This window comes from Arcicella rosea (genome assembly GCF_014204325.1).
Lineage (GTDB): Bacteria > Bacteroidota > Bacteroidia > Cytophagales > Spirosomataceae > Arcicella > Arcicella rosea_A.
On the sequence record NZ_JACHKT010000009.1, the window covers coordinates 117,489 to 138,891 of the forward strand.

The following is a 21,403-nucleotide window of genomic DNA, read 5'->3' on the forward strand; positions in this document are numbered from 1 at the left end:
AAAATGCTTTTTTTAATTCCTTCCACATTAGCCCCTGATACTTCTGAATCTGTAATTTCTCCACAAATCAGAGAAGTAATTAAGGAAACAGATTACTATTTTGTTGAAAATGTACGTACAACTCGTCGTTATATCAGTGAATTGAAAGTTGGGAAAGTAATAGATCAACTTCATTTTTTTGAACTAGATAAAGATACTCCTCTTGCCAGTGTAAAGCAGTATTTCAAAGAAATTCCTGAAGGCAAATCAATTGGCGTAATTTCAGAAGCGGGTTGCCCAGGCGTAGCCGACCCCGGTGCTTTGGCAGTACAGACCGCCCATCAATTAGGAATGAAAGTAGTACCTTTGGTTGGCCCTTCGTCTATTCTTTTGGCTTTAATGGCTTCTGGTTTTTCGGGACAATCTTTTGTTTTTCACGGTTACTTACCCATTGATAAGATAGAAAGAGCTAAAAAGTTGAAAGTACTAGAAAATGATGGAAGAAAAGGGCAAACCCAAATTTTCATGGAAACGCCTTTTAGAAATAATCAATTGTTGGATGATTTATTGGTTAATTTGGCACCAAGTGCTTTTTTGTGTATTGCTTGTAATGTAACAGGTTCTGATGAATTCATACAAACAAAAACAATTGCTGAGTGGAAAAAACAAAAACCCGATTTGCATAAAAAACCTACGATGTTTTTATTGTCAAGCTAAAAATTTCAAGGATTTATCGTCATCTTTGTGTGCTTTTAAACATTAATTATTCACCATTACTATGATTCAAGTTCAAACATTTAGGTTTAACCCTTTTGGCGAAAACACGTATGTGCTTTTTGACGAAACCAAAGAGTGTGTCATCATAGACCCTGGTTGCCATGTTTATGAAGAACGAAGTGCGTTGAAAAATTATATTCAAGATCAAGGTTTGAAGGTGATTCATTTGCTGAATACTCATGCACATATCGACCATGTCTTGGGTAATGAATTTATCAAAAGAACTTATGGTGTAAAACTACATCTTCATAAAGAAGATTTGCCTCTTTTATTAAATGCAGCAAGTAGAGCAGAATATTATGGTTTTCCTACTTATGAAGCATCAACAGTAGATGTTTTTATTGAAGAAGGAGATGTCATTACTTTTGGAAATTCTAACCTTGAAGTGATTTTTGTACCCGGTCATGCACCTGGTCATGTTGCTTTTTTGAATAAAACTGAAAAGATTTGTGTAAGTGGCGATGTGTTGTTTAAAGGAAGTATTGGGAGAACCGATTTTCCTTTGTGCAGTTTTGAAGATTTAGAAAATAGTATTAAAACCAAACTTTATACCCTTGAAGATGATATGGTGGTATATCCCGGTCACGGTGAAACTACTACAATTGGTTATGAAAAAGTACATAACCCATTTGTAAAACTATAAAAAAGATTACCATCAGTAGAAAAATGATTGAAATTAAAAAACATATTCCTAATACTCTTACTTGTGCCAATTTGCTTTGTGGATGCTTTGGAATTTTAAAGGTGTTCAATGGTGACTTACAAACAGCTTCTTACTTAATCGGAATTGCTTTGCTTTGTGATTGGCTTGATGGCTTTGTTGCCAGACTGTTGCATGTTTCTTCACCTATCGGAAAACAATTAGATTCCTTGGCAGATATGGTTACTTTTGGTGCTTTGCCTGCTTTTATGATGTTGAATCTTATTGAAGGGAGTTGTACTGGTTATTGCACCACAGGTATTTTTGGTTTTCATAAACCATATATCGCTTTTGCTTTGGCTGTTTTCTCAGCGATGCGTTTGGCTAAATTTAATATTGATACTCGTCAGAGTGATTCTTTCATTGGTGTTCCCACCCCAGCAAATGGAATGGTTGTAGCGGCTTTGCCACTCATTGCATTATTTCAACCTGAATACAAAGACTTCTTTATCAATTACAATGTGTTGATTTTTTACTCAATCATCATGTCGTACTTGTTGGTTGCTGAATTACCGCTCTTTGCCTTGAAATTCAAGGATTTTGGATGGAGAGCAAATCAATTCAAATATCTGTTTTTAATTTTTTCTCTTTTGTTGGTTATTTTCCTAAAGTTTGTGGCAATTCCTGTCATAATTTTGATTTACATATTAATGTCAATCATCCAGAAATTTACGTTGAAGACACACTAAGAATAAAGACAAATTCACTTCACTACATAAGTTATCTTTGCTGATACTAAAAACCGCAAAATGCCGTAAAAAAGTATCTCACGAGATACTTTAAGTATGTCGCAAGATACTAAATCCCGCAAAATACCGCAAAAAAATATCTCACGAGATACTTGAAGTATGTCGTGAGATATAAATTACCGCAAAATACCGCAAAAAAGTATCTCGTGAGATACTTCAAGTATGTCTGGAGCATCTAAAAGACGCTCCAAATATTATTTAAGCTTATTTCTTGATGAATTTCTTCGTGAATTGTTTTTCGCCTTGGCTAACATTCAATAAATAAATGCCTTGAGGGAGTTGTCGGATGTCGATAGGATAGATTTTACCAGCATCTTTTTGTTCACTTTCAAAAACTGGTTTTCCCAATAAATTATTGATTTTAAGTAAAATCGTTCCTTTTTGTTGAGTGTTTACTTCCACCGTAATGATTTCTTCACTTGGATTTGGATAGACTTTAATGCCAACTTCTTGTTCTTCTGCACTTGCCAAAATTCTTTCTTCTTCTAATTTCCAAGGTACTAAATTAGCTTCTGGTTTGGCTAAAGCTATATTACTCAATACATGAAATTGTCCCGGTGCTAATACATATTTAGTTTTTGTATCGCTTACATTGATTTCTGAATTAGTAAAGTAATCGTACCATTTGCCAGTACTAGGAAAAACATCAGTGATTGTTTTCTGTTCTAAATCAAGATTGGCAACCATGATAATTTTTTGAGAAGCTGAATTCAACGTGATTCTTTTTACCGTCGAAGCAAGGTCAGTTTGGAAATCACTTGTTTTAAATATTTCCTGAGTTGTTTTGAGTTTAATCAATTCTGAAAATACTTTATAAAGTTTTTGGCGGTCGACATTGTCTTTGTATTCCCAAAGAATTGGTTTTTTGCCTGTTCTACCATTTTGGTCGATAGAAATATCGTAGCCCAATTCTCCAAATTGCCAAACCATTTTTGGTCCAGGAATCGCAAAAAACATTGCTGCGGCAGCCTTTGTTCTTTCCATCACGGTTGCCACGCTGAAAATAGCTTTACTGTTTTTCAAGGCATCAAAAGCGATTCTTTCTTCATCGTGACTTTCCATGTAAGCGATTGCACCAGCATTTTTAAAACCGTGTGCTTTATATGAAAGTCGGCTGAAATCACTGGCATTTCCTTTTACAGCATTTCTGAATTCTCCATTAAGATTTGCCCAAACCATCATGCCCAAGTCCGTGAAAGTTTGTTCTTCTCTGTCTTCCGAAAATAATTCTAGGATGAAATAAGCATCTTTATCGAAACTTCTGATATTATCGTAATAGCCTTTCAGAATATCAACCCTACTTTGGTCATACTGTCTGAATTGGTTATCATTTGATGAACTTTTCTGAGTGAAACCTTTGGCTAAATCCACTCGGTATCCATCAATGTTATATTCTTTCAACCAAAATTCATTCGCACGATTTACGTAGGCTTTAGTATTAGAACTTTCATGATTGAAGTCGAAGAAAACACTAAATGGATGATTTGCCTGTTGATTGAAAAAAGGAGAATCAGTTGAAGGTTGCGAGCCATCCCAATACATTTTTACATAGGGGAATTCATAATCTGCTTGGTTAAAAACAATGTCCAGAACCACAGCAATACCATTTTCATGACAAGTATCGATGAATTTCTTGAGATCTTCTCTTGTGCCATAAGCTTTGTCGGCAGCAAAGTAATAAATGGGATTATAGCCCCAAGAATCATTTCCTGTAAATTCCGTTACGGGCATTAATTCGATACAATTGATACCCAAAGTTTTTAGGTAAGGAATTCGATTAATGGCATTTTTGTAAGAACCATCCGTATCAAAATCACGAATGTGTAATTCGTAAATCACTAAATTTTCTTGGGAAGGACGTTTAAAATTGGTCGTTTTCCATGGATAGGGCGTTTGTCCAATCTGAAAAACCGAAGCAATACTCTTTACCGTTTCTGGAAGTTTTTTCAAGTTCGGATAAGTATTACTTGTGATGTATTGGTCATTATTTGGGTCAAGTATTTTTTCAGAATATGGGTCGCCAACGGCTAAAGTACTATTTACTAAATACTGATAAGCGTATTCTTCTCCTTTGGTTAAGCCATCAATTTCTAGCCAATAACGGTTGCCATCAGGAGTACGTTTCATCAAATACTTGGCATCACTTTTCCATTGATTAAAGTCACCAATGAGGTAAACGAAATCTTTTTTTGGTGCAAAAAGTACCAAAGCAACTTTTGTATCAGCGAGATAATTAATTCCATCTTTTAAGCCAGCTGGCAAGGCTTCGGTCATTGGCGTCGGTTTCACAGTAACAATAAATTCCGCAGTGGATGTTTCGGTTGGGCTTGTGGCAGTAAATTTTACAGTTTGGATGGCTCCTGAAATATTTCCTACATTCAGTGAATACTTCAAAGAATCACTATTGGTGGCACTTAAAACAGTATTACCATTTACTGTTAAACTTAAATTGGCTTTTTGCGATGCCACAGCAATAACAGGCACTATACTATTTGCATTGGCAAAAAATGTTTTTTCTTGTGGCTGACTAAAAGCTACATTCAGCTTGTTATCGTACATTGTTACAAAAAGGTCTTCCGTTTGGGCAGTACCATCGCCACTTTTCAAGAGAACTCCTAGTCGTCTAATTGTGAGCGTACTCGGAACGGCATAGTAATCTCTGGGTTTCATTTTGATACTCCATTGGTCATTTCCCAATGAGGTCATTTTGCCTTTTTCAAAAGGTTGAGCAAAATTGCTTTGTCCAGCGGGTTGATATTGAAAAGCATCACCCGTTTCGGTAGTACCTGCACCAGACCATAAGTAAACATCGGACGTTTTGCCAAGTAAAGCTTTTGCACGAGCATCTTTGGCTAGTTTAAGATTGAAGATGATGGTAATTTCTTGGTCTCCATTTGGTAACGCTGGAATTGTGGTGACGACCTGTGCAAAAGAGCAGAGGCTAATCACCCACAAAAGAGCGAATAGTATTGTTGATTTTTTCATGATGTTTATAAAAGGTTGGTCAATGGAAACCCGAAGGTAATAGAAAGGAGCGAGTACTTTGGTAGAGTGCTACACAGGTATAACGTAGAAATATTTAATTGACAAATAGTACTATGAAGGGAATTATGCCAAGAAAAAGAAGAAAGATTAGCTTTTAGCTTCTAGTTATGTAAAGAAGCGTTATTTTACATAACTAGAAGATAAATATCTGATAAACAGTATTTTATTAAATTTTAAAAAATGGTTGAAGGGCATCATAAACACGGTGAACAGGCAAACCCATCACGGTAAAATATGAACCTTCCATGCGTGGAATGCCAACCATTCCAATAAAATCCTGAACACCATAAGCCCCAGCCTTATCAAATGGCTTGCAGGTTTTAATATAATATTCAATTTCTTGGTTCGTTAGTTCACGGAAGAAAACATTGGCAATATCGACGAAATTTTGCGTACCTTCCTTTGTCATCACGCAAACACCAGTAATTACTTGGTGCTGACGACCCGATAATTTTTTAAGCATCAAGCTTGCTTCGATAGCATCTTTGGGTTTATTTAGAATATCATTATCCACAACCACGATGGTATCGGCAGTAAGTATGATTTGATTATCAAGTTCTTCTTTGAAAGCTTCAGCTTTTTTGAGTGCCAAGAAAGCGGGAACCTCAATAGCTGGCATGGTATTAGGGAAGTCTTCGTTGGTATCTTTTACTTTAACAGTAAACTCAAAACCAGCTTCTCGTAATAATTGTTGACGACGTGGAGAATTGGACGCTAGAACAAGTGGTTTAGTTAATTGAAGCATTATTTTTTGTTTTGGGAAATTAAAATTAATGAATAAAACTCGACAAAATTACTCAAATTCATTGAATCAGCTCATGAAGTTTATATTCTTCATGAGTCTATTGCTTTTTATTACTACAATCAATTTAATTGCACAAAATCTAGACTCAATAAAGATAGAAATTCCTAAGGTAAAAGCAACGCCACTTGATGTCAGCATGAAATCTGCCAAAGATAGCGTTACTTATGCCAATCTAAAAAAAAGGTTTTCTAAAAATAAAATCCTACGAGAAATCCATCATGCCTTGTTCAAAGATGTTTATAATACAAACAATAAAGGGCAAGAAATTGTAAAAATTGAAGAAGATCCCTTTACAGAATATGAAGGAAGAGTAATTCGTAAAATCTATGTAAAACGCCTAAAAGTATTCGGAGAAAGTATTGCTGATACAACCAGAATTGCGGAAGGTTTTGAAAAGTTTTTGAGTTCGCTCCATACCAATACGCAGGAGAGTGTGATTCGGAAATCGTTTCTATTATTCAATGTAGGTGATATTGTAGATGCTGATAGGTTAAGAGATAACGAGCGTTTGATGCGACAAAGTGCTATTCTGCACGATGCCAGAATTTTGGTTTTGCCAGACCCTGAGTATCCTAATTTAGTAGATTTACTAGTACTTACGCAAGATATTTGGTCTTTAATTGTAGATGGAGAAGCCAATGGTTTACAAAATTATTCAATAAGGATTCGCCAAGTAAATTTTAGGGGAGTTGGGCATTCATGGAGTAATACTTTTTTCATGAATACCCGTGAAAAACCCGCTTTAGAGTACGCCAGTACTTATACTATTCCTTATATCGGTAGAACATTTGTGACTGGTCAGGCTGAATTAGAGCTGAAAAGAACTTCTACTCATTACGCTTTTCGGCTTTTTCGTCCTTTTCTTACACCAGAAATGAAATTGGCAGGAGGTTTTGTCGTAAGTAAAGATGAAAATGAGCGAACACAATTCAGGGATTATGATGGCACAACTTATCGACTTAATGATAGCACGAATTTCTTTTTTCCTATCAAAAAAGATTTTATAGATTTTTGGTTGGCTCGTGCTTTTAAAGTTAATTTTTTAAACAAAGGAAAAGACAGTCGTTCCAGATTTGTAGTCGGACTCAGATTTTCAGATGTAAGGTTTGATAAACGCCCAGAAGTAACTGCAGATACCAATCAGCTTTTCAGAAATCATCGAGACTATCTGATAGGAATCGGTTTTTCAAATAGAAAATACAAGCGTGATATTTTAATTTATGGTTTCGGTTTAACCGAAGACGTACCTTACGGTTACTTAGCGACTTTTGTGACGGGATCTGAAAATTCAGATGCTTTCGGACATCGTTGGTATGCAGGAATTAAACTTGCCAAAGGTGAGTACATAGGCAAAGCAGGTTATTTGTATGGATTAATCAATGTTGGAGGTTACTCAAATGGGACAACTGGAATGAGTATCGAATCCAATTATTTCAGTACGCTTCATGCTTTTAGAAGACGCACACAAATCAGGCATTTTGTTAATTTACGATATGCTTTCGGAACGCAACGTTATACGGGAGAGTTCATCAATGTGAATCGTGAAAATGGAATTTTAGATGTAAATAGTGATAAACTTTGGGGAACAAAAAAATTGGGTTTGGGTTATCAGATTGTGTTTTTTTCAAAATTAAATTTTGTTGGTTTCAGAATTGCCCCGTTTTTTCAGACAGATTTTGCCTTTATAAATCCCAAAAATGAGTTTTTATTCAAGCAAACGCCTTATACAAGTATTGGTATTGGAATACGCCTCAGAAATGAGAATTTAACTTTTAATACTTTCCAGATTAAATTTTCATACTTTCCAAACCTACCCAATATACAGCTTTTGAATGCTTCATTTAATGATACTTATAATTTAAGACTAAAAGATTTTGATATTTCGGCACCTGAAATTGTACCTTTTAGGTGAAAAAATGACCGTTAACTAAGTTTTAAGTCATTTCAAAACAATATCTCATTAGCTTACGTTTTTAAAATTAGTATAAAGTTTAACCTAAGCAAACAATTAGATTATGTCCATTGAAAAAGACATTAAACAGAAGTCCTTTAAGAATGTTTATCAAAAAGTTGCCGTCAATTTGATGTTTACAGAGAGTTGGTTGCTGAATCATTATTCTCAACTTTTAAAGCCCTATAATCTCTCCGATAAACAATATTTCGTCTTGAAAATCCTTAGTGAAAGCCATCCTGATACAGTTTCGGTCAATTTCATTCTTGAAAGAATGCTTGACAAAATGTCTAATGCATCTCGTTTGGTAGATAAATTAGTCGAGAAAAAGCTTGCTGTTAAAGTTCGCTCTAAAGTCGATAAGCGTTCGATGGACGTAGCCATTACTTCACAAGGACTACAATTGGTTGAAGAATTAAATAAAAAAGTAGCTTTATGGGAAGCCAATTACGCAAGATTGACGAAGGAAGAGATTAAAGCTCTTCATGATTTACTGAATAAGATGAGAGATTCTATAAAACAATAAAATTTAAATATCTGATAATCAGGAATTTATTTCTATTAACAAAAAATTAACAATTAAATGTATTGACATTAAATGTTTTTACATTAATATTGTATCGTAATAAAATTATGAGCATCGAAAAAGACATAAAACAAGCAAGCTTTAAATCAGCCCATTCCAAAGCAATGATCAATGTTGTTTATACAAACAATTGGTTGGCTACTTTGCAAATGGAAGTTTTAAAACCTTATGATTTAACACTTCAGCAATATAACGTTCTTAGAATTTTAAGAGGGCATCATCCTGAACCTATCACAGTAATAGGAATTATCGAAAGAATGTTAGATAAAATGTCTAATGCCTCAAGATTAGTAGATAAACTTTTATTGAAAGAAATGGTAGTAAGGCGTGAATGTCCGAACGACCGCCGTGCTGTTGATATTTTGATTACTCAAAAAGGTTTAGATTTATTAGCTGAACTAGATGTATTACAAAAACAATGGGAACAACAACTTTATGGTTTAACCGAAAGCGAAGCCCTACAATTAAGCGATTTATTGGATAAACTAAGACAATCGCCACCCGAATCAGAACAATAATTAATTTTAATAAATAACAATAAATAAATTCAAGTAATGAAATCTATCAAATCTATTCTTAGCGTTTTCGCAGCAGCTTTGTTTGTAAACGTAGCAGTTGCAAGTACTCCAAACACAGGAAAAAAAGCAACAACATTACCAGTTGATACAAAAGGAAGTAAAATCCACTGGTTGGCTAAAAAAGTAACAGGTCAGCACGAAGGTACAATTGCTATCTCTTCAGGTTCATTAGTAACTTCAGGTACTAAAGTAACTGGTGGTTCTTTTGTAATCGACATGAAATCAATCGTTTGTACTGACATCACTGATGCAGAATACAACAAAAAATTCATTGGTCACATCACAACTGGTGATTTCTTTGAAGTAGAAAAATTCCCAACTTCTACTTTCAAAATTACTAAAGTAGCTGGTGCAAACATCACAGGAGATTTAACTTTACACGGAATCACTAAATCAATCACTTTCCCAGCAAAAATTGCTGTTGCTGGTGGAAAAACTACTGCAACTGCTTCTATCCCAGTTGACAGAACAGAATTTAACGTGAAATATGGTTCTAAGAAATTCTTCGAATCAATCGGTGACAAAGCTATCGATGACGTTTTCAATTTAGATGTAACTTTAGTTGCTGGTAAGTAATTTCTCTTAAACCTTTATTCTAGGTTTTAAAATCCTCATAAAGTATTCTTTCGAGATGCTTTATGAGGATTTTTCTTTGTTCGATAAATTCAACAAAGGTATGCTTGCATAATAATTTTATTTAATTCATATTGCATTATATTTTATCTTGAAATTGTATAAAATTTTAGATTATGAATTTTAATGAACCAATGCTAAGGGATGGAGCCTTACGAGGAAAAACAATTATTGTGACAGGTGGCGGAACTGGCTTGGGGCGTTCGATGTCAAAATATTTTTTAGAGTTAGGTGCCAACGTTGTAATTGCTTCAAGAAAAAAAGCAGTTTTGGACGAAACGGCTGCTGAACTCATGGTAGAAACAGGAGGGAAAGTATTGGCAATTGCCTGCGATGCTAGAAATTATGATGAAGTTGAAAATGTACTGAAAAGTTCGGTAGAGTATTTTGGTGCTGTGCATGGTTTGGTGAATAATGCCGCAGGTAATTTTATTAGCCCTACCGAAAAACTATCACATAAAGCTTTTGATATTGTTGTTGATATTGTGCTAAAAGGCTCTTATAATTTTAGTTTAGCCGTCGGGAAATATTGGATTGAACAGAAAATCAAAGGAACAGTAATGTCTATTGTTACTACTTATGCTTGGACGGGTTCGGCTTATGTTGTGCCTTCGGCAACGGCAAAAGCTGGGGTTTTGGCGTTGACACGCTCTTTGGCAGTAGAGTGGGGTGCGAAGTATGGAATTCGCTTCAATGCCATTGCACCCGGGCCATTTCCAACACAAGGAGCTTGGGAAAGACTTTTTCCAGCAGAAGCAATGGGAGAGGAGTTGGCAAGTAAATTAGCACCAGAAAATAGAATTCCACTCAAAAGAGTAGGGGAACATCAAGAGTTAGCCAATTTAGCAGCCTACTTAATGTCAGAATTTTCGGCTTATATAAACGGCGAAGTAATTACAATTGATGGCGGAGAATGGCTAATGGGAGCAGGTGAATTTTCAGATTTAAACGAAGTTTCAGAAGAAAAATGGGTAGCTATTGCAAAGGCTGTCCGTGGGAAGAAATAATAGGGTTTATGAGTTAAAAGTTTATGAGTCAAAACTGCATTTGTTTTCTCATAAACCGTGGCTGGTCAAAGTTTAAAACTTTGAATTACAAATACGCTTGCAGTCTCAGACTGCATTTTATTTATCGTTCCAAGTCTTTTTTGACTTGGAACAGCAAGCCCACAGACATAGCTTTGCTTAACACTTGAACCAGTTAGTGTTTTACACATTTTTATTCCACAATATCTTCAAATGTCAACTCATTATCAACTTTGCTTATTGAAATTCTTCTAAAAGTTGGAGCATATCCTTGTTTTCCACTTGGCTTAAAATAAGCCTTATTAAAAGTATTCTCTGTTTCATAGTTTTGAGTTACTTTAGGTCCAAAGTATCTATTCTCTGATAAATAAAGGGGCAAAGATTTACTTGAACTTTTTTCTATTTTAAAGTTCTTAGCACTCTTTATTTGCAAAATCATTTTTTGCTTGTCGCTTTCAGAAATTTTTAAACTAAAAGTATGGTAATAATCACCAATCCCTGACATAGATTTATTTCCAAGTAATTCAAAATCCTCTGTTAGTGTCAAACCTTGTTCTTCCACTAATTCTTTAGCATTATTTTTTGTAAAAAATAGGTCTTCAAATACTAAATAAAAACCTGCTGAAAATACCATACAACCGAAAATTACGGCGAGGTATTTCGCTATCTTGGGATAACCAAGCTTTTTAGGAAGGGAATAAAATAAAAGTCCTATTCCAATTAAGACTACTATTATAACCAATAAAACCAATATAAAATATTCCATGTGAAGTATTAATGCTTAATAATGAGTGCTTTACATCCAAATCTGTTCTCCCAACCAGCCTCAATAAAGTATTTATTTTATCTTTTTTGTTTTCTTAACTTTTTCTACCGTAAAAAGGTCTGCGGTATATTTTTCGTATAATTCAAACAAAAATACCATTCTGTTGGCTTCGCTTGTAAAGGCTTGTGGGCGATATGCCAAATCTACTGCTTTGTCTAATTCGTTGTGTGCTTTTACCAATACTGGGGGCATCGTCAGAGGGTCGTAAAGGTCGGCAAGTGAACTATCTGGAAATTGTAACCTTGCATCCAATATTTTTTGGGCGGCTGTTTCTATGGCTTTTACTTGTTTTTCGTTTGGATTTTCGGGAAATGGAAATGTATTGTAAGTATATAAAGCAGAATATCTAAAATCACTTTTTAATCTTCCACAAGTATATCTAACCCATGTCATGTGTATTTGTGATGTTAAAACTCCAAATTCATAAAGTGACCCATTTGGAACAATTTGAAGGTCATTACTCGCAATAATATTTGACTCTAAATAGCCTATTGGAATGTACTTCCTATTCTCCGATGATGTTCGTGGTATCGCAATATAAAAACCTTTGTTAGGTTGTCTGTCTTCTGTAAATAATGTAGGTGTTTCAGCTTTTCTCTGAGTTGGAACTTTTGTGCTTTTAAGACGCATTTCTTTTACTAAACTTACACGTCTCATTATTTCTGGCATAGCTTTCAACTCATTAGGAGTACAATCTTTAAGCCATAAACAGTAACGAGTTTCATCATTTAAAAAACCATCAGCACCCAAATATTTTATTATCCATTTACTACATGATGAGTCTTTTTGCTCCATCAAATCTTTTTCTTCTTTGGATAATATTAAATTTCCACCATCAGCAGGGATACTTCCATTAACAAGTTTATTAATTTGCCCTAAAGGAAATGAGCGACCAGTAATTAATAAATCCTTTGCATCCACCAAATAAGGATTAATGTTTTTAGCTTTTAGCTCGTGGGCTTCGCCTTTAATATCTTCGTATTCAAAAATACTTTTATTAGAAGTATCGAAATTAGCAAAACCTACAATTACACAAAAAACGGCTGCATTTCCTTTGGCTTCGTTACTCCATTTAAAAGTTCGATGAGCAAAATGGATTTTGATTTTATACTTGTTCAACATTTGCCCCCACAGAATACTTGTTTGCTCGCCTTGAACAATTGAGTTGGTGGAAACAAAAGCTACTTTAATAGTTGTGTTTTGAATGTACTTTGCTGATTTGATGTACCAACCCGTCACATAGTCTAAAACTCCGCTTCCGTCAATATTATCAAATTGTTTAACAATTTGGTCACGTTGATTTTGCTTCATAATCTTAGACCCAATAAAAGGCGGATTTCCGATGATGTATGAAAGTTCATTTTTAGACACAACATTTTCCCAATCGGTTTCTAAAGCGTCTGCATGAACAATCTTAGCAGATTTCTTTAAGGGCAAACGCACAAAGTATTGTCCAAACTCAGCACTTACCAACATATTCATTTGGTGGTCTATCAGCCACATGGCTACTTCGGCTATTCGAGCAGGAAATTCTTCGTATTCGATGCCACTGAATTGGTCAACGTCTATCCACAAGATTTGACTAATATCCAAAAAGGTTTGACCCGATTTGTTGAGTGCCTTCAATACTTCAAATTCTAATAGTCGTAACTCCCGATAAGTAATCACCAAAAAGTTGCCACAACCACAAGCAGGGTCAAGAAATTTGAGCGTACTAAGTTTTTTATGAAATTCAGGTAGTTTGTTTTTGTTGTCTTTTATATTTTCAAACTCTTTCCAAAGGTCGTCTAAAAAGAGCGGTTTAATGAGTTTGAAAATATTAGTTTCGCTGGTGTAATGAGCCCCCAAGTTTCTACGCTCTTTGGGATTCATTACGCTTTGGAACATTGAACCGAAAATGGCAGGCGAAATTTTACTCCAATCTATATAACAACAATTCAACAAAGCTTGTCGCATGGCACTGTCGAAACTTGCCATTGGTAAGATTTCTTCAAATAATTTTCCATTTACATACGGAAAATCAGCAAGTTGCTCATCAAGGTTTTTAAAACGTTTGTCTTTGGGCGTATTCAGTACTTGAAAAACTTCTTGCAATTTGGCTGCAAGGTCGCTACCATCAATATTGGTGCGTTGTTCGATATAATCTTGTAACTGTTGTTTATTGAAAATGGTAGTGTCTTCGGCAAATAAGCAAAATAAAATACGGACTAAATATACCTCAAGCACGTGTCCAGTATAGCCAATTTCCTCTAATCTATCGTGAAGTTTACCCATCAACTCAGCAGCTTTGATGTTGGCAGGGTCTTGTTCTTTATAAATTTTCTTTTGATAACCCAGCAAGTAGCCAAAGTGCTGAACATTTTGAACAAGTTCATCCAGTCTGAACTCTATCGTTTTCTCTTCTTCGAGGTCGTATAATCTGAAATGTTCAAAATCAGAAATCAGAATGTATTTTGGTAATTCGTGGTCTTTGAGTCCGTGTAAATAATCCTTTGCTTGTTGATAGGCTTTGTCGAGGTTTTTGCCTCTGCTTTTCATTTCAATCAAAATCGTTCCTTTCCAAAGCAAGTCGATGTAGCCGTCTTTATCGTTCAATTTTTTTACTCTATGTTCAAAACTTGAAACCCTTTTACTGCTTATACCAAAGACGTTAAAAAACTCAACTAAAAAAGGTTTTGCATCTGCTTCTTCATTGGCAGTATCAGCCCATTCTTTCGAGAATTTTAATGCTCGGTCTTTTATTTCATTCCAACTTAGTGCCATACTTATTTTATCAGTTTATTCTTTTCCGCTGTTTTACACTTGCAAAGTGCAGAACAATATTGTAGTAATTATTATAATGTTGGGGGAGATGATTTTCAATGTTCTAAAGTAAGTAAGAATTATGAAAAATGAGTGTTGGAATATGAATTTGTTTCTGTGAGAGTTCGGGCTTTCGCCTTTTTCCCCCGTGGCTGGTCTCCCGACCAGTCCACATTTACTGGTTCAAGCCTGAGGCTTGGAACTATTTCTTTTCAAACTGAAATGATTTATAAGTCCAAGTGACGCTTTGCTTAACACCTGAACCATTGATGGACTGGTCTCCTGACCAGTCCTCATTGCCACGGAAACAAATGTGGACTGGTCGGGAGACCAGCCACGGAGAAGTGTTATGCCGAATTAAAATAGCAGAGAAAAAAAATGAATTATGATTAAGACAATTTGCATTATCTTAATTCATAATTTAAAACTCATATCTCACTAAAACTTTACTACCTCAATTCATAATTCATAATTAAAATCTTTTTCCGTGGCTGGTCTCCTGACCAGTCCACATTGCCACGGAAACAAATGTGGACTGGTCGGGAGACCAGCCACGGAAAAAACACTAAACTCATAAACCTTTAACTCATAAGCTCTATTAAAACTTCACTTTCTTAATCCATTCCAAATCATATTTCATAGATTCTAGCGGAGTATGTCCTTGATAAGATTCTTGTTCGATGATGTACTCGGTTGTTCCAGCCGTTTTAGCCGCTTCTTTTAATACTTCAGCTACGTTCATTATTCCTTTGCCAAGCATTGAGCTTTCCCAAGGTTCGTGTTCGCCTTTTACTTCATCTTTCACGTGCATCAATTCAAAACGACCGGGATATTGTTTCAACAATTCCATCGGACGACCGCCACCGCCGTACATATTACCAATATCTAATTGCTGGCAAACCAATTTAGGGTCGGTGTATTGCATGATGATGTCGTAAACTTTTACGCTTGTCAGACGAAGACTAAATTCAAAATCATGGTTATGATAGCCAAATTTCACACCTGATTTCAAAGAAAGTTCACCTGCTTTGTTGAAAACATCCATAAAACGTTTGCAATCTTCAAAATTTCTTCGGAGACTAATATCCAACCACGGACTGATTAAATACTTTTGTCCAAGAATGGCAGCATCTTCAACGGTTTGTTTCCAAGAATCCGTAAAATCTTGCTTAGTAGCATCCCAGTCTTCCCCTTTCATCACCACGTGACCACTTCGCATCGAAAGCCCCAAATCATCAATGATTTTACGAAACTCTTTTGGCTCGTAACCATAAAATTTGTGGTTGATATAATTGGCATGTTCTACATTTTTATAGCCCATTTCGGCAACCGCTTTTAGCGTAGCCAAAGGGTCTTTCTTCATGTCGTCACGGACAGAATATAATTGTAAGCCAATATTTTTTTGAGAAGATTTACTTGCCCAAAGAGCATCAGGAATCAGTAGTGCAGTTCCAGCCAAAGCAGTAGCTTGGAGAAATTTGCGTCGAGAATTGTTGTGGTTCATTGTTGATATTTTTTTCAACAATATAAAAACTTTGGGTAGAAAAAGTGTCTTTACTTGGAGGCATTATATTTATTTTCCAAAGAATCTTCGGATTGAATTGGGAATCTCTTTATGCCATTCGCTTGGCTCAACATGAAAAGCATGAAACTGATTTTGAGGAGTTTCACCCTCAAAAGGAAATACGATAAAAGTAGTAAGCGTTTCGTCGAAATTGTAATGCCATCCTTTTTTCTCGTCAAAATTTGGGATGGCAGTATGGAGTAATTCTTGTGCTTTTTGATCAGAACAGAGAAGTTGAGAAACCTTTTCTTTGGACTTTGGTGGGTTTGCTTTTACTTTGTCGTTCCCGTGTTTGTTAGAAAAATTATAATTTTTGACATTACTACTTTTTACAATCCAATTTTGTAATTCAATAATTTCTGAGGTAGCATGTATTGTTACTCGTTCAAATTCTGAATTAGATTTGACCCAAAGAAAAACGTTGCTATAAGAAGAAAAAGATATAAGTAGTTGTTTCTGAAAAGCTTGTACAGAAGCCAGCGATTTATTTTTAATAGGATTTAAACTGGTATTTTCTTGAGCAAAACATATCTCAAAAATATGATTTTGATTATTTAATGATATGGCATCTTGTAAGATGATTTCAAGTTGATTACCAACAGATGAGGTAAAGTTTGTATCTAAATCTTCACAATTATTTTTGAACTCATAAAGCTGGGTAAAGCTGTAATATACATTAGCTCTGTGTATATAGGCTAAATTTATGAGTTCATACAACTCTGACAGATAGGTTTCTCTATCTTCAACATATTTTTCCCAATCTAAGTCTATATAAAAGTGTAAATCTTGATACATAGTTAAAAACCCATTAAATATTTTCTATCAAGTGTAAATTGGTCAAAGAAGCCTTTTGGGGTATAACGTACTTTTCCGCCTTCTTCTATATTTATTTTTGTTGCTTTTGTACAATGCTCCGTTTCGTCCCTATCAAAATGATAAATACTCACATGGTCTTTGAATATTCCTTTTTCTCTTTCCTCAAACCTTTTACACTGCACTAAAATTCCATTGATAACATGGTCGCTATGTGTTTCAATAATAATCTGAATACCAGCTTCAGCAGCCAGGCATATTAGTTCCGTCAATTTTGCAATACCATTCGGATGTAAATGAGCTTCTGGGTTTTCAATGATAATGAGAGCATCCTTTTCAGCTGAGAGAATAGCTACTAAAATAGGCATTACATAACTTAACCCAAAACCTACGTTCGTTGCTTCAAAATTTTTAGTTTTGCTTGTTTTACTTTTTGTTGTATCAAACGAATATTTTAAAATATACCCCAATTTTCCAGAATCTAATATATCTATGTTGATTCCATCACAGATTTCTTTTTCCCAAGCTATTACTTGTGAAAATAAATCATTGTATAATGGATTTATATTTTTACGAATTCCTTCAAGCACTACTTTGTTTCTATATCTATCTAAAAAATGAACAAAATATTCTGCATTTCCGTCAATATCAGATATTTGTTTATAAATATCAATAATCTTATCTCCTTTCGGATACTGATTTTGTGGACCTAAACGATAAGCACTTAAATATTGAAAGTTAGTATTGAATAAACTTTCTTTGATAAAATCAGGTGGATATTGAGATATACTTTGATTCAATTTAATGAAAGATTTTACTTTTTCATCTTCAGTATTAGCTTCATAAGTAAAGTGGTAATTATTACCACTTATTACTAAGCTTATGCTAAATCCATCAAAATCACCAAATTCGTATATTGCATCAGAAGCAGTTCCAATTTTGACTGAGTTAGATTGGAAATCAAGAATGTCAAAGGATTTATCCTTTAAATAAGCTTCACGCAAAAGCAATAAAAGCTGAGTTGAAGATGATTTTCCAACTCCATTTATGCCACATAAAACACTAAGATTTCCTAATTGAAGTTGTGTTGTTTTATGAGATTTAAAATTTTGTATTTCAATTTTTTCAATCATTTAAAAAATTGTAAAGTAAAGTTTGAAATTCTCTATTTCTATTAATAACACTATCCTTTGTAGCTGTACCTGTTGTAATAGCATTCCAAAATTTTGTATTTGTTTTTTGAAATTCTATAAAAGTATTAGCAAATGCTTCTTTCCTCAGAATTAATTTTTCTATGTTATCTTCAGTTAGTTTTGAAAATGACACACCTAATACTTCAAAAATTGGCTTATTGATAGGCTTTCTAGTATCCAGAACGTTTTGTCTTTTTCTAAAGGAGTCTTTATTGAAGATATGATATGCGAGTCTCATTGCCTTTATAAAATCATATCTTATGTGATTTTGTTCATTAATATTATTTGGAATTTTTTTAGTCCCCATTGTTATGAATCTATCCATATCAGGTTCATAATCGTTGAAATCAATTAAGTAGAAAGCCACAAATCTTGAAATAAAATCTAAATCTTCTTGTCTTCTAGATTTAACAGAACCATCAGTAGCGATTTTAAAGTATCTTCCAGCTTCAGATTGTTCTGTGATTAGTGATTCCAAAAAATCAACTCTATAACCTTGGAAAAGTGCTGTTCTAATTTCTTGTGCTTTCAGAGGAACATCCCCCTGATTTATTCTGCTGAAAATAGTATATTTTACCTCGTCAGGAGTACCTTTTCCAATCAAATTGATTGTTACTTGATTTGAATTAATCCTTCTTTTTATATCCTTGGGTAACTCCTGCCAAGTTTTGCCGTTATAATCTTGTAGGAATTCTAAGTTTTGGAGTTTCAAACATTCTTTATTATTTCCAACGTCACCTTTCCCAATTATAAAATGTTCAAGAGTACTCATTCTTTGTAATCCATCAACGACATACCATTTTTTATCATCACCTTCGTCAAAGTAAAATAATGGTATGGGTAAATCCAGCATCAACGATTCAATGAAACGGCTTTTTTTAGTTTCGCTCCATAAATTAGGTAGTCGTTGATATTTGGGTATTAAAATTTGTTCATCTTCAAGTAATTCAACCAGTTGTCCTATATTTCTTGGTATAATTTTTATATTGATTTGAGAAGGGTCAAAAGGAACTTCTATTCTTATATTCTCATTCCCAACTTCTTCTTCTATATCATCAATTTGCTCGTTTTCTCCCATTGTAATTGTCCAATTATTTTATTACTTAAAAGTACTCTAAATATAATAAAATGTACGTTGTAGTTTACAAAAAAATCATTTCTCAACCGCCACCAAACCTAATTTTGCTCCTTCTGCCAACACAAAAGGTATGCCTGACTCTAAAGTATTTTCGATTTGTCCTTCTAAAATGGCTTCACGAACGGCTATTTTGATGATGCCTACTTCTTTGGATGGTTTAATGCCGAACAACTCCATAATGATTTCACCTGTTACTACTGGTTGAAATTGACGTAATTTGTCGCTTTCTTCTACTTCTTTTAATTTCTGTTCTACGATGTCGAAATTGCGGAGGTATTTTTTTACTTTTTCACCATTTTTAGAAGTAATATCTGCCCGACAAAGTATCATCAAACCTTCTAAATCTTCGCCTGCTTCGTAGAGCAAACGTCTGAGGGCAGAATCTGTAATGGCTTCTTTGGAAAGAGCAATTGGGCGTAAGTGCAAACGCACCAATTTTTTCACATAACGCATTTTCTCATTCAAAGGTAAACGCATTTCTGTGAAAATTCCTTTGACCCATTTTGCACCCATTTCTTCATGTCCGTGGAAAGTCCAACCACGTTTTTTATCAAAACGTTTAGTGGCAGGTTTGGCAATATCGTGTAAAATCGCTGCCCAACGAATCCATAAATCATCTGTTTTGGTAGAAGCATTGTCTAATACTTGTAGCGTATGGTAAAAATTATCTTTATGTCCTTTGCCTTCTTCGGTTTCTACGCCTTTGAGTTTTACAAATTCAGGAAAAATTTTCTCTAATAATCCGCAAGAATCCAGTAACAGGAAGCCGTAAGAGGGTTTTTTCGCCAAGATTATTTTATTCAATTCGTCTGTAATTCGTTCTTTTGAAATAATTTCTATGCGTTCTTTTTCTTTGATAAGGGCATCAAAAGTATCTGGATGAATATCAAAATTGAGTTGCGTAGCAAAACGAATGGCACGCATCATCCTGAGCGGGTCGTCCGAAAAAGTAATACTTGGTTCTAATGGCGTTTTGATGATTTTTCTACGAATATCCGCCAAGCCATCGAAAGGGTCGATAAGTTCACCAAAATTATTATCGTTCAAAGAAATCGCCATCGCATTAATGGTGAAATCTCTACGATTTTGGTCGTCTTCCAAAGTACCGTCTTCTACGATGGGTTTACGTGAATCGCGTTGGTAAGATTCTTTTCTTGCTCCTACAAATTCTACTTCCCAATCGTCTAATTTTATCATTGCCGTTCCGAAATTCTTGAAAACGGAAAGATAAGTATCTTCTCTGCCAGAGTTTTTGGCTACTAATTCAGCTAATTCAATGCCCGAACCTACACAAACGATGTCAATATCTTTGGAAGGGCGATTTAAAATAAGGTCACGCACAAATCCACCTACTACATAAGCAGGCACATTTAATGTTTTTGCGGCATCTGCTACAATTTTAAAAATCGGATTTGTATGTAAAGTTTCTGCGAAATTCATATTGTTAAGTAATTGAGCGATTTTACTACATTTAAACCGCAGCAACGGCTGACCGCTTACAAATTACCTTTTGTATTATATTAATTGCTTTAGACTTTAAGCTGTATGCAATAAGCATAAAACTAGCTTTTTTCAATAAAAAAACATTTTGCCTAATGCCTAATGCTTATAGCCTACTGCATCATCACTAAGTAATTTATTTTCTGATGAATTTAAAATCACCACCAAGCCCCAATTTTACAATTTGCGAGGGCTGAACATTTTTATTTTCTCCTTTTGGGTTCTTCAAAATGAAGTCAACATTTTCGATAATTTTCGGAGAAATATCGTCAAATTTTTGTGGAGAAACATCGCCCGAAAGGTTTGCCGAAGTAGAAACAATGGCACGTTCAAATTTATAAACCAAACCTTTGCAAAATTCATCTTTCACCAAACGAATGGCAATTGAACCATCTTCGCCCAATAAATTTGGTGCAATATTTTTTCCTTGTGGATAAATCACTGTCAAAGGTTTTTCTGCAAATTCTACCAAATTCCAAGCAATTTCTGGTACTTCTGTTACGTATTCTGAAAGTTGTTCTATTTTTGAAATTAAAATGATAAAAGCCTTATTTTCAGGTCTTTGTTTAAGCTGGTAAAGTTTTTCAACGGCTTTTTCGTTGCGGGAATCACATCCTAAACCCCAAATAGTATCAGAAGGGTAGAGAAGTGTATCTCCTTTGCGTAAATGTTGAAGGGCGTCGTGGTACATAATTAAATTTTTTGCAAAGGTATGAAAAAAGCTTTGCTCTGCCTTCTT

Annotated in this window: 18 protein-coding genes; 8 read left to right on the forward strand and 10 right to left on the reverse strand. The window is 34.6% G+C overall.

What is annotated here, in order from left to right; translation table 11 throughout:
• The first annotated feature begins 3 nt into the window (after positions 1-3).
• From HNP25_RS08190 to HNP25_RS08200, 3 genes are all read left to right on the forward strand, one after another.
• The gene (locus tag HNP25_RS08190; RefSeq protein ID WP_184133119.1) at positions 4-696 is read left to right on the forward strand and encodes an SAM-dependent methyltransferase; all 693 of its coding nucleotides are present in this window, start codon (positions 4-6) and stop codon (positions 694-696) included.
• Between the two features lie 61 nt (positions 697-757).
• Positions 758-1,399: an MBL fold metallo-hydrolase gene (locus tag HNP25_RS08195; protein WP_184133122.1), complete on the forward strand. Its 642-nt coding sequence runs from the start codon at positions 758-760 to the stop codon at positions 1,397-1,399.
• 23 nt (positions 1,400-1,422) lie between these two features.
• The gene (locus HNP25_RS08200) at positions 1,423-2,145 is read left to right on the forward strand and encodes a CDP-alcohol phosphatidyltransferase family protein (protein WP_184133125.1); all 723 of its coding nucleotides are present in this window, start codon (positions 1,423-1,425) and stop codon (positions 2,143-2,145) included.
• Positions 2,146-2,409: 264 nt separating this feature from the next.
• Here the strand turns inward: HNP25_RS08200 and HNP25_RS08205 are convergent, their stop codons facing one another.
• Together HNP25_RS08205 and HNP25_RS08210 are read right to left on the reverse strand one after the other, a co-directional pair.
• Positions 2,410-5,190, reverse strand: coding sequence for an alpha-amylase family glycosyl hydrolase (locus HNP25_RS08205; RefSeq protein WP_184133128.1), 2,781 nt, complete (start codon positions 5,188-5,190; stop codon positions 2,410-2,412).
• A 226-nt stretch (positions 5,191-5,416) separates the two neighbouring features.
• Entirely contained in the window at positions 5,417-5,995 is a 579-nt protein-coding gene (locus tag HNP25_RS08210) for a Maf family protein (protein WP_184133131.1), read from the reverse strand.
• 73 nt (positions 5,996-6,068) lie between these two features.
• Here HNP25_RS08210 and HNP25_RS08215 point away from each other — a divergent pair, with 73 nt between their 5' ends.
• The 5 genes from HNP25_RS08215 to HNP25_RS08235 all read left to right on the forward strand — a co-directional run bounded on the left by HNP25_RS08215 (position 6,069) and on the right by HNP25_RS08235 (position 10,810).
• On the forward strand, positions 6,069-7,967 hold the full coding sequence (locus HNP25_RS08215) for a BamA/TamA family outer membrane protein (protein ID WP_184133133.1): 1,899 nt from the start codon (positions 6,069-6,071) through the stop codon (positions 7,965-7,967).
• 103 nt (positions 7,968-8,070) lie between these two features.
• Positions 8,071-8,532, forward strand: coding sequence for a MarR family winged helix-turn-helix transcriptional regulator (locus HNP25_RS08220; protein ID WP_184133135.1), 462 nt, complete (start codon positions 8,071-8,073; stop codon positions 8,530-8,532).
• Between the two features lie 107 nt (positions 8,533-8,639).
• On the forward strand, positions 8,640-9,110 hold the full coding sequence (locus tag HNP25_RS08225; protein ID WP_184133137.1) for a MarR family winged helix-turn-helix transcriptional regulator: 471 nt from the start codon (positions 8,640-8,642) through the stop codon (positions 9,108-9,110).
• Positions 9,111-9,146: 36 nt separating this feature from the next.
• Complete coding sequence (locus HNP25_RS08230; RefSeq protein ID WP_184133139.1) at positions 9,147-9,746, forward strand: YceI family protein; 600 nt, start codon at positions 9,147-9,149, stop codon at positions 9,744-9,746.
• A 173-nt stretch (positions 9,747-9,919) separates the two neighbouring features.
• Positions 9,920-10,810, forward strand: a complete 891-nt coding sequence (locus HNP25_RS08235) for an SDR family oxidoreductase (protein WP_184133141.1) — start codon at positions 9,920-9,922, stop codon at positions 10,808-10,810.
• Positions 10,811-11,021: 211 nt separating this feature from the next.
• Here HNP25_RS08235 and HNP25_RS08240 read toward each other — a convergent pair whose 3' ends face one another.
• The 8 genes from HNP25_RS08240 to HNP25_RS08275 all read right to left on the reverse strand — a co-directional run bounded on the left by HNP25_RS08240 (position 11,022) and on the right by HNP25_RS08275 (position 21,355).
• Positions 11,022-11,594: a hypothetical protein gene (locus HNP25_RS08240; RefSeq protein WP_184133143.1), complete on the reverse strand. Its 573-nt coding sequence runs from the start codon at positions 11,592-11,594 to the stop codon at positions 11,022-11,024.
• Positions 11,595-11,666: 72 nt separating this feature from the next.
• On the reverse strand, positions 11,667-14,417 hold the full coding sequence (locus HNP25_RS21835) for a class I SAM-dependent DNA methyltransferase (protein ID WP_184133145.1): 2,751 nt from the start codon (positions 14,415-14,417) through the stop codon (positions 11,667-11,669).
• Between the two features lie 637 nt (positions 14,418-15,054).
• Complete coding sequence (locus HNP25_RS08250; protein WP_184133147.1) at positions 15,055-15,960, reverse strand: sugar phosphate isomerase/epimerase family protein; 906 nt, start codon at positions 15,958-15,960, stop codon at positions 15,055-15,057.
• A gap of 69 nt (positions 15,961-16,029) precedes the next feature.
• Positions 16,030-16,815, reverse strand: a complete 786-nt coding sequence (locus tag HNP25_RS08255; RefSeq protein WP_184133149.1) for a hypothetical protein — start codon at positions 16,813-16,815, stop codon at positions 16,030-16,032.
• Between the two features lie 2 nt (positions 16,816-16,817).
• The gene (locus HNP25_RS08260; protein WP_184133152.1) at positions 16,818-17,966 is read right to left on the reverse strand and encodes an AAA family ATPase; all 1,149 of its coding nucleotides are present in this window, start codon (positions 17,964-17,966) and stop codon (positions 16,818-16,820) included.
• Entirely contained in the window at positions 17,959-19,104 is a 1,146-nt protein-coding gene (locus tag HNP25_RS08265) for a DUF262 domain-containing protein (RefSeq protein ID WP_184133155.1), read from the reverse strand. Before HNP25_RS08265 ends, HNP25_RS08260 begins: the two co-directional genes overlap by 8 nt.
• 75 nt (positions 19,105-19,179) lie before the next feature.
• Positions 19,180-20,604 (reverse strand): CCA tRNA nucleotidyltransferase, encoded by a 1,425-nt coding sequence (locus HNP25_RS08270; protein WP_184133158.1) that lies wholly within the window; start codon positions 20,602-20,604, stop codon positions 19,180-19,182.
• 196 nt (positions 20,605-20,800) lie between these two features.
• On the reverse strand, positions 20,801-21,355 hold the full coding sequence (locus HNP25_RS08275; RefSeq protein WP_184133160.1) for an L-threonylcarbamoyladenylate synthase: 555 nt from the start codon (positions 21,353-21,355) through the stop codon (positions 20,801-20,803).
• Positions 21,356-21,403 lie beyond the last annotated feature (48 nt).